At 36.5% G+C, this 14,101-nt stretch carries 10 protein-coding genes; 7 read left to right on the plus strand and 3 right to left on the minus strand.

Going from position 1 to position 14,101, the window contains the following annotated elements; genetic code table 11:
• Window positions 1-55: 55 nt before the first annotated feature.
• The 4 genes from SJY30_RS06330 to ribB all read left to right on the plus strand — a co-directional run bounded on the left by SJY30_RS06330 (window position 56) and on the right by ribB (window position 5,758).
• Entirely contained in the window at window positions 56-2,449 is a 2,394-nt protein-coding gene (locus SJY30_RS06330) for a DNA translocase FtsK 4TM domain-containing protein (RefSeq protein WP_396634732.1), read from the plus strand.
• An 11-nt stretch (window positions 2,450-2,460) separates the two neighbouring features.
• Entirely contained in the window at window positions 2,461-3,105 is a 645-nt protein-coding gene (locus tag SJY30_RS06335; RefSeq protein ID WP_396634733.1) for an outer membrane lipoprotein carrier protein LolA, read from the plus strand.
• A 74-nt stretch (window positions 3,106-3,179) separates the two neighbouring features.
• Complete coding sequence (locus SJY30_RS06340; RefSeq protein ID WP_396634734.1) at window positions 3,180-4,619, plus strand: LptF/LptG family permease; 1,440 nt, start codon at window positions 3,180-3,182, stop codon at window positions 4,617-4,619.
• 2 nt (window positions 4,620-4,621) lie between these two features.
• Window positions 4,622-5,758, plus strand: a complete 1,137-nt coding sequence (ribB, locus tag SJY30_RS06345; RefSeq protein ID WP_396634735.1) for a 3,4-dihydroxy-2-butanone-4-phosphate synthase — start codon at window positions 4,622-4,624, stop codon at window positions 5,756-5,758.
• 13 nt (window positions 5,759-5,771) lie between these two features.
• On the opposite strand, the gene SJY30_RS06350 is transcribed toward ribB, so the two are convergent.
• From SJY30_RS06350 to SJY30_RS06360, 3 genes are all read right to left on the minus strand, one after another.
• Window positions 5,772-6,965, minus strand: coding sequence for a DegT/DnrJ/EryC1/StrS family aminotransferase (locus SJY30_RS06350; RefSeq protein WP_396634736.1), 1,194 nt, complete (start codon window positions 6,963-6,965; stop codon window positions 5,772-5,774).
• A 39-nt stretch (window positions 6,966-7,004) separates the two neighbouring features.
• Complete coding sequence (locus tag SJY30_RS06355) at window positions 7,005-7,760, minus strand: sulfite exporter TauE/SafE family protein (RefSeq protein ID WP_396634737.1); 756 nt, start codon at window positions 7,758-7,760, stop codon at window positions 7,005-7,007.
• Window positions 7,761-7,824: 64 nt separating this feature from the next.
• The gene (locus tag SJY30_RS06360; RefSeq protein ID WP_396634738.1) at window positions 7,825-9,951 is read right to left on the minus strand and encodes a thioredoxin domain-containing protein; all 2,127 of its coding nucleotides are present in this window, start codon (window positions 9,949-9,951) and stop codon (window positions 7,825-7,827) included.
• Window positions 9,952-10,204: 253 nt separating this feature from the next.
• Here SJY30_RS06360 and SJY30_RS06365 point away from each other — a divergent pair, with 253 nt between their 5' ends.
• From SJY30_RS06365 to SJY30_RS06375, 3 genes are all read left to right on the plus strand, one after another.
• Window positions 10,205-11,176, plus strand: coding sequence for a succinylglutamate desuccinylase/aspartoacylase family protein (locus SJY30_RS06365; RefSeq protein WP_396634739.1), 972 nt, complete (start codon window positions 10,205-10,207; stop codon window positions 11,174-11,176).
• A gap of 396 nt (window positions 11,177-11,572) precedes the next feature.
• Window positions 11,573-11,989 (plus strand): Fur family transcriptional regulator, encoded by a 417-nt coding sequence (locus SJY30_RS06370; RefSeq protein ID WP_396634740.1) that lies wholly within the window; start codon window positions 11,573-11,575, stop codon window positions 11,987-11,989.
• Between the two features lie 56 nt (window positions 11,990-12,045).
• Window positions 12,046-14,001, plus strand: a complete 1,956-nt coding sequence (locus SJY30_RS06375) for a heavy metal translocating P-type ATPase (protein ID WP_396634741.1) — start codon at window positions 12,046-12,048, stop codon at window positions 13,999-14,001.
• Window positions 14,002-14,101 lie beyond the last annotated feature (100 nt).

A 14,101-nucleotide genomic window follows, 5' to 3' on the forward strand; every position in this document is an offset into this window, starting at 1 on the left:
TAAGTTCTTCGTAGCTCATCGTAAATTTGTAATTTAGCATCAGAATTAAGTTTTAATGGCAAAAAAGGCAACTAAATCAAAGCCGAAACCTACTAAAAAACGAGCACCGTTTAAATTATCCAAACAGAATAAAATCATTTTGGGTAGTTTATTGATGCTTTTTAGTATTGCGTTGTTCTTTTCATTTATCTCATTCTATTTTAACTGGCAAGACGATCAAAGTCTATTGACAGAGTTTAAAGACCGTAATGAGCTTGCAAAAAACTTACTAAATAAATTTGGAGCAAGTATTAGTCACTTTTTCATGTATAAGGGCTTTGGTGTAGCTTCTCTAATTTTCCCTTTCCTAGTATGTATTACGGGTATACATCTTTTTTTAGGACTGTCTTTAAAGGCATTGTTCAAAAAATGGATTTGGGGATTATTATTCGTAATCTGGATTTCTATTGCCCTAGGTTTCTTTGCAACCACTAGCCCCCTATTAGGAGGGTTGATAGGTTTTGAAATGAACGATTTTCTACAGGATTACGCTGGGAAAATAGGTGTACTACTATTATTGATTTTCGGACTCATATTTATTCTTGTTAGGTTATTCAATGTAACCCCTGAGGGTATTTCATCATTCTTTAAATCTAGAAAAGAAGCTATATCAACAGAATTCAAAGCCAACCAAGAACGTAAGGCAAATAAGAAAAAAGAGCAAGATGATATGCTCGCCACCTCTTTAGAAGAAGAGGCTCCCGTAATTGTGGACACTTATACACACAAAGCAGAAATTCCTCATTTAGAAAAAGAGAAAGAGACTAAGAAAGAAGAAATAAAAGATTTTGAAGTAACCGTTCCTGAACCTGAGCCAGAGGAATCTTTAGCCATGGAGGTTGAATCGGTTATTGAAGAGCCCGAAGAAGTTGATGTTCTAGCGAACAAATTAGTAGATGATTTTGGTGAATTTGACCCAACATTAGAACTAGGCAACTACAAATTCCCACATATTGATCTGTTAGACCAACACGGTACAACTGGTGGTATCACTATTAATCAAGAAGAATTAGAGGAGAACAAAAATAGAATTGTAGAAACTCTAAAAAATTATAAAATTGGAATTGCACAGATCAAGGCTACCATTGGCCCTACTGTTACCCTATATGAAATAGTACCGGAAGCTGGTGTTCGTATCTCAAAAATTAAAAACCTTGAAGATGATATTGCTTTATCGCTAGCAGCTTTAGGCATACGTATCATCGCTCCTATTCCTGGTAAAGGAACTATTGGTATTGAAGTACCTAACAAGAATTCATCGATAGTTTCTATGCGTTCCGTAATTGCTTCTAGTAAGTTTCAGAAAGCCGAAATGGAATTACCCATTGCGTTTGGTAAGACTATTAGCAACGAAACCTTTGTGGTCGATTTAGCAAAAATGCCTCACATGTTGATGGCAGGTGCTACCGGTCAAGGTAAATCGGTAGGTTTAAATGCTGTTTTAACTTCATTACTATACAAAAAACATCCAGCAGAGGTAAAATTCATATTAGTAGACCCTAAGAAAGTTGAACTTACGCTTTACAATAAAATAGAACGCCATTTCTTGGCTAAGCTTCCAGATTCAGAAGAAGCCATTATTACAGATAACACCAAAGTAATCCATACTTTGAATTCCCTTTGTATTGAAATGGACAACAGGTACGAGTTGCTAAAATTGGCAATGGTACGTAACTTAAAGGAATACAATACCAAGTTTAAGGCTAGAAAACTGAATCCGAATGACGGACACAAATTCTTACCATACATTGTATTGGTAATTGATGAGTTTGCCGATTTGATCATGACAGCCGGTAAAGAAGTAGAAACACCCGTTGCAAGACTTGCCCAGTTAGCAAGGGCAATTGGTATACATTTGATTATTGCAACGCAAAGACCATCTGTAAATGTTATTACCGGTATTATTAAAGCCAACTTCCCTGCAAGGTTAGCATTTAGGGTAACTTCTAAAATAGATTCAAGAACCATTTTAGATACTGCAGGTGCTGATCAATTAATTGGTAGAGGAGATATGTTATTTACACAAGGTAATGATGTCACCCGTATTCAATGTGCTTTTGTGGATACTCCTGAGGTTGCTAAAATTACTGAATTCATTGGTGGTCAGAGAGCTTATCCAGAAGCGCACGAACTACCAGAGTATGTTGGCGAGGATTCTGGCACGAGTCTTGATAATAACGTGTCTGAAAGGGATTCAAAGTTCCGTGAAGCCGCAGAGGTTATCGTAATTGCACAACAAGGTTCAGCCTCGTTAATTCAACGTAAATTGAAATTAGGCTACAATAGAGCCGGTAGAATTATCGATCAATTAGAAGCAGCAGGAATTGTAGGTCCGTTTGAAGGCAGTAAGGCCAGACAAGTATATGTGGCAGATATGGTTGCCCTTCAACAAATATTGGATAACGAATAATATTAAAAAAGATGAAGAAAATTATTTTTGTATTGACGATTATGTTTACAGTAACCATTGCAAATGCGCAAAGTTCTGATAAAGCAAAAGCCCTACTTGATGAAGTTTATAACAAAGTACAAAGTTATGACAACATCTTTGTAGATTTCAAATTTGATTTAAAGAACGCAGATGCTGGTATAAATCAAGAAACAAGAGGTGATGTAACCCTTGCTGGTAATAAATACATGTTCAATTACCTAGGATCAAAACAAATATTCGATGGAAACAAAGTGTACACGATTGTTCCAGAAAATGAAGAAGTGACAATTGAAGACCAATCTGAAGACGAAAATGCGATGACGCCTTCAAAAATGTTAACTTTCTATCAGGAAGGACATAATTATGCTTGGGATATACTACAGAATATTCAAGGAAGAAAAATACAATATGTAAAATTGACACCTATTGATTCTGATACGGAAATAAAATCTAGATTATTAGGTATTGATATGGGTACTAAGCACATTTACAACTTAATTGAAACAGGTAAGAACGGCACAAAAACGACGATCACTGTTAATTCTTTTAAAACAGATCAAACTTTGTCCAAAACCTTATTTACTTTTGATGAAGCTAAATATAAGGATGAAGGTTATTTCATTCTAAGAAATTAGAACTATTGAGAATACTAGACCGATATATCCTATCAAGGTTCGTCTTTAATTTTGTCAGTTCGTTTGTAATATTGATGTTCATCTTCATATTTCAAACGATTTGGCTTTTTATCGATGATTTAGCCGGTAAAGGCTTAGATATCGTTATCATTGGTAAGTTCCTGTTCTACCTAATGCCAGATCTTACTGAAAAAGTACTACCCCTAACCGTACTTTTATCTTCAATTTTAACCTTTGGATCTATAGCAGAGAATTATGAATTCGCTGCTATGAAAGCATCAGGCATTTCCCTGCAACGATCTATGCTAAGTTTAATCATATTCGTTACCATTTTAGGCGGAGTCACCTTCTTTTTCGCCAATAATATAATTCCTTTATCACAACGAAAAATATACAACCTACGTAGAAATATTGCTAAGGTAAAACCAGCCGCAGTAGTATCTGAAGGGGTATTTAGTGATTTTGAAGGAATGAATATCAAAGTAGATGAAAAATATGGCGAAAATGACCGCTTTTTAAAAAATGTCATTATCCATACCAAATCTGCCAATAATGTAAATACAAGGGTGATAAAATCCTATAAAGGGGAATTGATAAGTAGTGAAGATTCAGACGTAATACAATTAGTATTGCAAGACGGGCACATGTATCAAGATGTTGAAACGAAGAGCAATGACAAAAAAATGAAATTTCCTTTTGCTCGCGCTGATTTTGATACTTACACCATGAACATTGCCATTCCCGAAATCAATAACGAAGAACTAGAGGAAGAAAGAGATATCAGTACAGACAAAATGAAGAACATATCTCGACTAAGCAAAGATATCGACTCATTAAGAGGTGACAATTACCGTATTGTTCGTGCTTTTTCTAAAAATATTGAAGGCAGAACGGGAATGTTCGCCCCTTTAATCGCCAAAGCTAAAGACACGAATAAAACGAAATTAATCCTAAAAAAGGACTCTATAATTGCTGCCAAGGCGATTTTAGCCAAAAAAAATGTTGCTCTACAAGATTCTATCAATGACAATTTTCTGGTGCAATTTCCAGACTGGCAACAAATACAAATTTTAAGCAGTGCCAAAAACGCTACCTCTAGTATTCTAGGTACCGTTAGCGGTAAAAAAGAAGAAATGCAAAAGCGATACAAAATCTACAACATGCATATTCTTTCGCTTCACAACAAATACGCGTTGGCATTCTCCTGTATCATTCTTTTCTTCGTTGGCGCCCCATTAGGTGCTATTATTAGAAAAGGTGGTTTAGGCTTACCTATGGTTATCGCCATAGTATTATTTTTAATCTATTACTTCATTGGTGTATTCGCAGGAAACTATGCTAAAGAAGGAAATATACACCCAATGTTGGGCGCCTGGCTATCAACGTTGATCATGTTGCCTTTAGGAGTTGTTTTGACCAAAAGAGCAACGGAAGACAAAGGAATGATGGATTTCGGGTTTATAGCCGATTTCTTCAAAAAATTATTTAAGAAAAAAGATAAAGCTGATTCATAACCATGACAGATATTAGTACCATACAATTGAACACTATAGAAGAAGCGATTGAAGATATTCGCGCCGGTAAAGTAATTATCGTTGTTGATGATGAAAACCGCGAAAATGAAGGGGATTTTTTGGCTGCGGCAGAACTAGCTACACCAGAAACGGTCAATTTTATGGCTACACACGGCAGAGGTCTAATCTGCGCTCCTTTGACAGAAGGTCGTTGCAAAGATCTGGGATTGCATATGATGGTCAGCACCAATACCGATCCTTTGGAAACTGCATTTACCGTATCTGTAGATTTAAGAGGAAAAGGAGTTACCACAGGTATTTCTGCCGGTGACAGATCTAAAACCGTTATAGCACTAACTGAGAGCGATACCAAACCACATGATTTGGCAAGACCAGGACACATTTTTCCGTTAGTAGCTAAGGAAGGTGGAGTATTACGTAGAACAGGTCATACAGAAGCTGCCATTGATTTTGCACGATTAGCAGGATTACAACCTGCGGGTATCATCGTAGAGATCATGAACGAGGACGGAACAATGGCTCGCCTACCGCAATTGGTGAAAGTTGCTAAAAAATTCGATCTTAAAATTGTATCTATTGAATCTCTTGTTGCCTATAGAATGGAACATGATAGTTTGATAGACAAAGAAGTTGATTTCGATATTACCACTCGTTTTGGCGAATTTAGGTTACGAGCCTACAAGCAAACTACAAATAATCATATTCATATTGCACTAACAAAAGGTTCATGGTCTTCGGATGAAAAAATCTTAACCAGAATCAACTCTACCCTTATCAATAATGATATTTTAGGGACGCTTACTCATAACCCGGACGAAAAGTTAGAGGATATGTTCAACAAGATTAACGAAGAAGGCAAAGGAGCCATAGTATTCATTAATCAAGATTCAGAATCCCTTAATTTACTTTCAAGATTAAAAGAGTTGAAAGAATTGCAAAAACAAGGCGTTCACAAAGCACCTAAGATTGAAATGGATAATCGTGACTTCGGAATCGGAGCTCAAATACTTCATGATTTAGGTATTCATAAAATGAAATTAATGACCAACAGCACCCAAGCAAAACGCGTAGGTATTGTAGGTTACGGATTAGAGATTATTGAGTACGTATCTTACTAATTAAACTTTATACTTAAGAAAATTTAGAAAGTACTCCTTTCATTCTAGAAGCGCGTTCAACAACTTCTTCTTCTGTCCAGCTTAGCTTTACTAGGCAAGAGATGGTTCTACCTATCCAAGCGTCAGATTTAGAAAAATCAGATTCAGAATAGTCAGGCAACTGATTTACAACTTCTTGCGGTAATTTACCTAAAGATCTTTTAGAGGTTAGGTGTTCCCACTCTTTATAGTAATGCCAGTTATTATCAAACCAATAAAAACAGGCATCAACACCAGCTTCACCTAAAGCTACATGCGCTGCTTTGGCTTTTTCTTGATTAGGCAAAAAGAACGATAAAAATGAATAGTTTTCCACGCCGCCAGTTGGCACCTTTCTGAATGTAATATTTTTAAGGGGCGACAAGCTATCTCTTAAAACAGTGTAATTTTTCTTTTGAATAGATAAGAAATCATCTAAACGCTCTATTTGTGCACAGCCCACAGCTGCATGTAATTCTGAAATTCTAAAATTATACCCCAAAAACGGATGCGTTTCCGCTCCGCGATTATTACCTACATGATCATGACCGTGATCTGAGTAATGATCGGCATTTGTTTTATAAGTTTCGTTATTGGTAATGATCGCACCACCTTCACCACAAGTTATCGTTTTCACATAATCAAAAGAGAAACAACCTAAATCACCATAACTACCCAAAGGTTTACCATTATAACTACCACCTATAGCTTGACAGGCATCTTCTAACAGCAGTAAATTGTGTGTATCACAAATAACCTTCAATGCACCAAGATTCGCCATAGAACCGCACATATGAACCGGCATAACTACTTTGGTTTTATCCGTAATGGCACTTTCAACTGCTTTTGGGCTTAAAGTTAAAGTTTCATCAACATCAACAAGAATGGGTATGGCACCTATAGCTAAAATAGATTCGAAACTTGCAACAAACGTAAAGGTTGGCATTATTACCTCATCTCCCGCTCCAACACCTGCACTTGCAAGCGCAACAGTTAAAGCAGCAGTACCGCTACTAACCAATTGTGCATATTTTGAGTCCATTCGTTTCGTTAAAGCTTCTTCAAGTTCTAATGCTTTCCAATGGTTATTTCGCATACCATCAAAGCCGTAGCGCATTAACACCCCAGAATCTAAAACATCTTGAACTTGACTTTTCTCACTCTCTCCAAACAACTCAAAACCTGGCATGCTATCTTATTTTATATTGTATTACAAATTTTGGTTAAATTATTGGTAAAACCAAAGTTTTACAGCCAGTATCGACACCATAAAAATCAAGAACTTTTTCACAAAGCCATCTCCCATATTTACAGACACCCTACTTGCTACCCAAGCACCACTACCATTACCTATTGCCAGTATTAAGCCAATCTTCCAATTTACTTGGTTGTTCCATGCAAATACAATCAATGCTGAAACCATATACATAAATACAACGGCAACTTTGGTCGCATTTGAACGCACCAGGGTCATTCTATTTACATAGTGCAGAAATAGTATGATTATAAATCCAAGTCCCGCATTTATAAATCCACCATAAATTCCGAAAAAGAAAAATGATATAATACCAAGCCACAAGTATTTCCCGGTAAACCGCTCTTGAATCTCTTTCATTCCAATTTTTGGTCCGAACGCTACTATTAGCACCACGCAAACCATTACAATAGCAAGTATGCTATTAAAAAGGGTCTCACTAATATCAACAGCTAAACGAGCTCCTAAAATAGAACCGAAAAATGCGGCGCATCCTAAATATATATTAAATGGAAATGTAGAAACACCCTTACTTCTAAACCCAGCAGTAGCTACTGCTGTTTGAAAAATTACCGCTACCCTATTTGTACCATTTGCTAAAGTGGATGGTAGCCCCAGAAATATCAATATAGGTAATGAAAGAAGAGAACCACCACCAGCTAATGTATTAACAAAACCAACAACGAAACCTACTAATATCAATAAAGGATAAGCATACCATTCGTCCATACAAAAACTCCGTCAACTCAAAAAAATAAAAATAAAAGCTATTAAAGATCAACTACTCATAAATCTACTTAAACCCATGATAACCAAAAGATTTCATTTGCTCAAATGCATTGGAAACAGTTTTTACAGGCAATTTACAGGTGTTGTTCTGACAAACATAAATGAATGTTTCATCTTCATTAAAACGATCTTTAAAAAGGGAAATATCACTTTCAACAGTAGAGCCGACGATAATTGAATTGACTATGTAAGTTTCATGTATTTCACTCAGCAATTGCTTGGCATTATTACCAACTACCACTATTTCATAAAAAGGATAGGCTTGTTGCAAAAGTAAAGACCCCCATGCACCATAGCTTACGGCATGACTTTCAAAATCACTTGTAATCAAAGACCCCATAAGCTCCGCCTTTTTCAAAAAGTCGGTATTATACTCTAAATGACCAAGTTGCATAAAATTCTGTGCCATAATAGCATTCGCAGAAGGTACCACTCCGTCAGATGTGTTGATTATACTCGGTACCAAATCACTGGAAACATTATAATAGAATAACTCAGAATTACTTTTATATTTTTCCGAACCTATTTTCATCAACTCTTTTGAAATTTGTAAATATGAGACGTCTAAGGTAACTTCATACAAGGCAAAAGCACTTTTAGCCAAAAAAGCATAATCTTCTAAGAACACCTCTTTCTGCTTACTATCCTTAGTGTAAGAATGCACTAATTCTCCGCCTTTATAATTATGTTGTTGCAAATAATTAAATATGGACACAGCCTCTCTTAAATATTTTTCATCACCAAAAGCTTTATAAGCTTCCAAAAGCCCATCAATTAAAAGAGCGTTCCAGGATGTTAAAATCTTATAGTCTTTAGTGGGCTTTTCTCTTTTTTGTCGTGCTTGATATAAAGTCGATTTCCAATTCTCCTTTTTCTTATCAAAGGCTTCTTCACTCAAATCGAACTCCTTTAAAAATTTATCTTTAGAAATGGTGTTGTTCAACACATAGTTTCCATCTTCCCAAACCTGACTATCCTCTATATCGAAGTATTTGGAGAACAATTCAAAGTTATCACCTAATAATGACTGCAGTTCTCCCTTCTGCCAAACATAATAGACTCCTTCTTCCCCGTTACTATCAGCATCCATTGCACTAAAATAACCTCCATCTTCATTTCTCATCTCAACCTTTAAAAACTTCAGGGTTTCCTCCACCTTAGTTTTGTACTCTTTATTTTTAGTCAACTTATATGCTTTTGAAAGCAAATACACGAGCTGTGCATTATCATACAGCATCTTTTCAAAATGAGGAACTTTCCATGTATTATCTGTGCTGTATCTAAAAAAACCACCATCTACGTGATCATAAATTCCGCCATATATTACTTTATCCAACGTATTTATAACATGATTTTCAGCTTCCTTATCTTTTTGTAGCACGGCATAATCTAACAACATCGTCAAATTAGCAGGTAGTATAAATTTCTGCTGCCCCAGGTTACCGCCCCATTGTTTATCCCAAAGGGTAGCCCACTCCGTAATTCCGTCTACAAATTTATCCGGCGTAATGGCATTTGCTAATTGTTTTGCTGGCTGATCATAAACCTCTTGTACGCCGCCTGCCAACATGGTGGCATACTCAGCCATTTTCTCAGGATTCTTTTCATACTCCGTACTGAACTTGACTAAAATGTTTTTCCATTCTTCTTTCTCATAGTAAGTACCTAGAAACACCGGACTCCCATTGGGCATTATAATAGCGTTCATAGGCCACCCTCCTGTTCCGTTAACCAATTGCAGAGCTGTCTGGTATACCATATCCAAATCCGGTCGTTCTTCTCTATCAACTTTAATGCTAACAAACTTATCATTCATAAGTTTAGCTACTTCGGTATCTTCAAAAGACTCCTCTTCCATAACATGACACCAATGACAAGTAGAATACCCTACACTTAAAACAACTAGCTTATTTTCTTCGGATGCTTTTTTAAAAACATCATCTGACCAAGCTTTCCAATCTACAGGGTTGTGTGCATGTTGTAAAAGGTAAGGGCTGGTCTCGTTTATAAGATCATTGGTGAATTCATGATTTTCTTGAGCAACACCGCTAGCTTCGTTTTTGTTCTGATTTTTACAAGATGCTATAAAAAGCAATAATATAATATAGGAGACAGACTTATAAATCTTCATATAGTTTTAAAAATACAATGTAATTAACTACTCAAAGATAAATTTAATTTTTACCAATCACAGAACACATTTTATAGGCGTCAAAAAGCAAATCAAATGTCCAAACAAAGAACATGATTCACTATTAATCGCCGCTTAAACAAATAATTTTTTGAGTAATTCACACCTTTTTATAAACTAATTTTACCAATCAAAATATACCAAACCGTAACATTTTAGGTTATAGTAGAAATCTTAATGTAGGTAATACAAGATGTTTAATAAAAAATATACACTTTTAGGAGAAACCATTCAGAAGGGCAAAGGCGCACAATTGAATTTGGATATCGCAAAATTACACACCAGAACAAAAATTGAAGTTCCGGTAATTGTGCAGCGCGGTAAAAAAGATGGTCCTACCCTATTGATTACTGGAGGTATTCACGGTAATGAAATTAATGGTGTTGAAATAGTTAGACAAATAGTATCCAAAAAATTCAATAAACCAGAATGTGGAATGGTTATTTGTATTCCCGTTGTTAATATATTCGGATTCTTGAACCAGACCCGTCAATTTCCTGATGGCAGAGATTTGAACAGGGTTTTCCCTGGTAGCTTAAGAGGATCCTTAGCAAGCCGTTTTGCCTATCATTTAGTAAAAGACATTGCACCGGTTATAGATTACTGTATAGATTACCACACTGGGGGCGACAGCCGCTTTAACGCCCCGCAAATAAGAATCGACAAAGATGATGTGGACGGATTAGCACTAGCGAAAGTATTTGGCGCAGAATTCATTGTAAAGTCCGCCGGAAGAGAAAAATCGTTTCGTGAGACGCTGCATCAACTTGATAAGAAGGTATTATTATATGAAGGCGGAAAATCACTTCAAATAGACAGCGAAATAACCGATACGGGTATTGTTGGCGCATTGCGAATGATGCATCACTTGGGCATGCGAAATTTCGAAAAAGAACTTGGAGAATATGCCTTGAAAGAAACAGTTCCAAAATTGGTTCATGCCTCTAAATGGATTCGAGCAAAACATTCAGGTATGTTTCACCCTTCAATCAAAATTGGACAAGCAGTAGAAAAAGGAGAAGAAATAGGAAGTATTTCTGGTCCGTTCGGGTATTTTGAAAAGAAAGTAAAAGCAAAAGATTCCGGATATATAATTTGCATCAACGAATCACCAATCGTGAATCAAGGTGATGCTATTTTTCATATTGCTCACGATATTGAATAGACATCAAACGCTTTTTGAATTTTCAAAAATCAAAGACTTAAAAGTTAAAGATCATCTGTAATTAGAATCCGCTATCTTACTGACTGAAGGATCATTAATCACCAAACAAAAACCTAGACTACTAGCTCAAAAACTGAGGCAACTATAGCTAAAACATCTCCATTTTTTGAACTAAAGAAAGACCACGATTTACAGATTTTTTAATCCGTAATCGTCATTTTAAAAAAATCACTTTCAGACGCGTTATTTTTCAAATTTTCAGCACTTTACAACAAAAAGCAAGCAGTTTCAAACACCTTAAATTGCTTAATTTAAAGTTAAAGATCTTCTGAAGTTGAAATCTTTTAAAACATTGATTACATTAGTGTTGAGCGTATTTTTAAACTCCGTTTTTGCATGACTGAAATAGAAAAAACATTAGATAACAAAAGTGTACGCCCTACTGCTATGCGTATTCTTATTTACAAATTCATGGCCGGGAAACAAAATGCAGTAGCGCTTACCGATATTGAGAATGCATTTGAAAAAGCGGAGCGAACTACACTGTATAGAACTTTAAAAACATTTGAAGAAAAAGGTATTGTTCATCAAATAGATGATGGCACCAATGTTTCAAAATTTGCATTATGTCAACCCGGCTGTAATTGTGAGATCGACCAAGATTTACACTTACATTTTCACTGTGGACAATGTGACAAAACCGTTTGTTTGACCGAACACAAAATTCCACATATCAATTTACCTGCAGGTTACATTGCGGAAGATGCCAATTTGGTGATAAAAGGCATATGCGATTCGTGTAGTGACCATTAAATGCACTTCTGTTGCACCACTCTTTTACCCACCTTTGTTTTATAATGCAAAAGAAGATGACAGATTTAAAAACATTTACAAAAACAAAGAGTACTTGCGCCCATTGCAGTGACGAGGGGCATAGCCATGAAGCAGTCACGGATACATCAAATTTCAATTTATACCTACCAGCACTCATAAGTTTTACAATGCTTGTTACCGGTATGGTATTAGACTATTTCAATACCCTACATTTTTTCAAAGGATATGTACGATTAGCATGGTACATAATCGCATACATACCTGTTGGCTTACCTGTATTAAAAGAAGGTTGGGATAGCATTAAAAAAGGGAATTTCTTTACAGAATTCTTTTTAATGGGTGTAGCTACTATTGGGGCTTTTGGTATTGGTGAATATCCAGAAGGTGTTGCCGTAATGGTGTTCTACGCAGTGGGTGAACTTTTTCAAAGCGCTGCGGTACAGCGTGCTAGAGGCAGTATTAAAGCTTTACTTGATCTGCGACCAGATCAAGCCTTGGTTTTCCGTGATGATCAATTTACTTCCATCGCTCCAGAAGAGGTTAAAATAGGAGAAATAATACAAGTCAGAGTTGGCGAGAAAGTCCCGCTAGACGGTATTCTACAATCAGAGAGAGGTTCTTTTAATACTGCAGCCCTAACAGGAGAAAGCAAGCCTGATACCCTTAAAAAAGGAGATTCCATATACGGCGGAAGCATAAATTTAGACGGAGTAGTTGAAATTGAAACCACCAAGGTTTTTAAAGACAGTTCTATTGCCCGTATTCTTGATATGGTGCAGAATGCTACTGCTCGTAAATCTAAGACAGAACTGTTTATTAGAAAATTCGCAAAAGTCTACACACCTATTGTCACCTATCTAGCTATTGCGCTAACCTTTTTACCTTACTTCTTTGTAGAGAATTATGTTTTTCAAGATTGGTTGTACAGAGCTCTAATTTTCCTTGTTATTTCTTGTCCGTGTGCCTTGGTAATTTCTATTCCGTTAGGTTATTTTGGTGGACTGGGAGCTGCTTCGCGAAACGGAATTCTATTTAAAGGCGCATCCTTTTTAGACACCATAACCAAGGTCAACACTGTGGTAATGGACAAAACAGGCACTATAACTAAAGGGGTTTTTAAGATTAAGGATCTTATTAAAGATCAGATCTTTACCGAAGACGAATTCATGAAGTACTTGATCGCCATTGAAGAACAATCTACACACCCTATTGCAAAGGCAATTTTGGAATACAAGGCAGGCGGAGACAAGTTTAAAGCTACGGATGTTATCGAAATTGCTGGTAAGGGATTACGAGGAACAATTAACCAAAAATCGGTCTTGGTCGGTAATAAGGCGTTGATGATCACGAACCAAATTGAAGTGCCCGCAGCAACTGATAGCATTGTAGAATCTATCGTAATGATGGCGATTGATGGAAAATTTGCAGGTTATGTGACTGTAGCTGACGAATTAAAAGATGACGCATTCGAAGCTATAGCAAATATGCGTAAGTCAGGAATTGATAAAATTATCATGCTTTCTGGAGATACCGATTCCATTACCCAACAAGTGGCCAAAGAATTAGGAATTGACTGGGCAAAAGGCGGATTATTACCTGAAGAAAAACTAGAAGAAGTAGAGAAACTCAAAAAACAATCCAATACCAAAATTGCCTTTGTAGGTGACGGAATTAACGATGCTCCTGTTCTTGCCATTAGTGATGTCGGTATTGCTATGGGCGGACTTGGTAGTGACGTCGCCATTGAAACTGCCGATGTTATTATACAAAATGATCAGCCCTCTAAGATTGCTACCGCAATCAAAATCGGGAATTCTACTCGTAAAATTGTATGGCAAAATATTGCACTGGCTTTCGGTGTAAAGCTTATTGTTTTAGCTATGGGTGCCGGCGGATTAGCTACTATGTGGGAAGCTGTTTTTGCCGATGTTGGTGTTGCGCTTTTGGCGATATTAAATGCAGTGAGATTGCAAAAGATGCGATGGAAATAAACTAATGTCACTTCGAGCGCAGTCGAGAACTATTAAGTTAGAATCTCACAAGCATTGCATTAAGACGGCGCCTTCCATAACGACAGGCAGGCTAGAAATT

Source organism: Maribacter sp. R86514, from assembly GCF_044597005.1.
Classification (GTDB): Bacteria; Bacteroidota; Bacteroidia; order Flavobacteriales; family Flavobacteriaceae; genus Maribacter.

Bases quoted from the DNA above. Each gene is read 5' to 3' on its own strand.
- SJY30_RS06370 (WP_396634740.1), top strand. From the start codon at position 11,573: ATGACTGAAATAGAAAAAACATTAGATAACAAAAGTGTACGCCCTACT.
- SJY30_RS06335 (WP_396634733.1), top strand. From the start codon at position 2,461: ATGAAGAAAATTATTTTTGTATTGACGATTATGTTTACAGTAACCATT.
- SJY30_RS06350 (WP_396634736.1), bottom strand. From the start codon at position 6,965: ATGCCAGGTTTTGAGTTGTTTGGAGAGAGTGAGAAAAGTCAAGTTCAA.
- SJY30_RS06365 (WP_396634739.1), top strand. From the start codon at position 10,205: ATGTTTAATAAAAAATATACACTTTTAGGAGAAACCATTCAGAAGGGC.
- SJY30_RS06340 (WP_396634734.1), top strand. From the start codon at position 3,180: ATGTTCATCTTCATATTTCAAACGATTTGGCTTTTTATCGATGATTTA.
- SJY30_RS06330 (WP_396634732.1), top strand. From the start codon at position 56: ATGGCAAAAAAGGCAACTAAATCAAAGCCGAAACCTACTAAAAAACGA.
- SJY30_RS06360 (WP_396634738.1), bottom strand. From the start codon at position 9,951: ATGAAGATTTATAAGTCTGTCTCCTATATTATATTATTGCTTTTTATA.
- SJY30_RS06375 (WP_396634741.1), top strand. From the start codon at position 12,046: ATGACAGATTTAAAAACATTTACAAAAACAAAGAGTACTTGCGCCCAT.
- ribB (WP_396634735.1), top strand. From the start codon at position 4,622: ATGACAGATATTAGTACCATACAATTGAACACTATAGAAGAAGCGATT.
- SJY30_RS06355 (WP_396634737.1), bottom strand. From the start codon at position 7,760: ATGGACGAATGGTATGCTTATCCTTTATTGATATTAGTAGGTTTCGTT.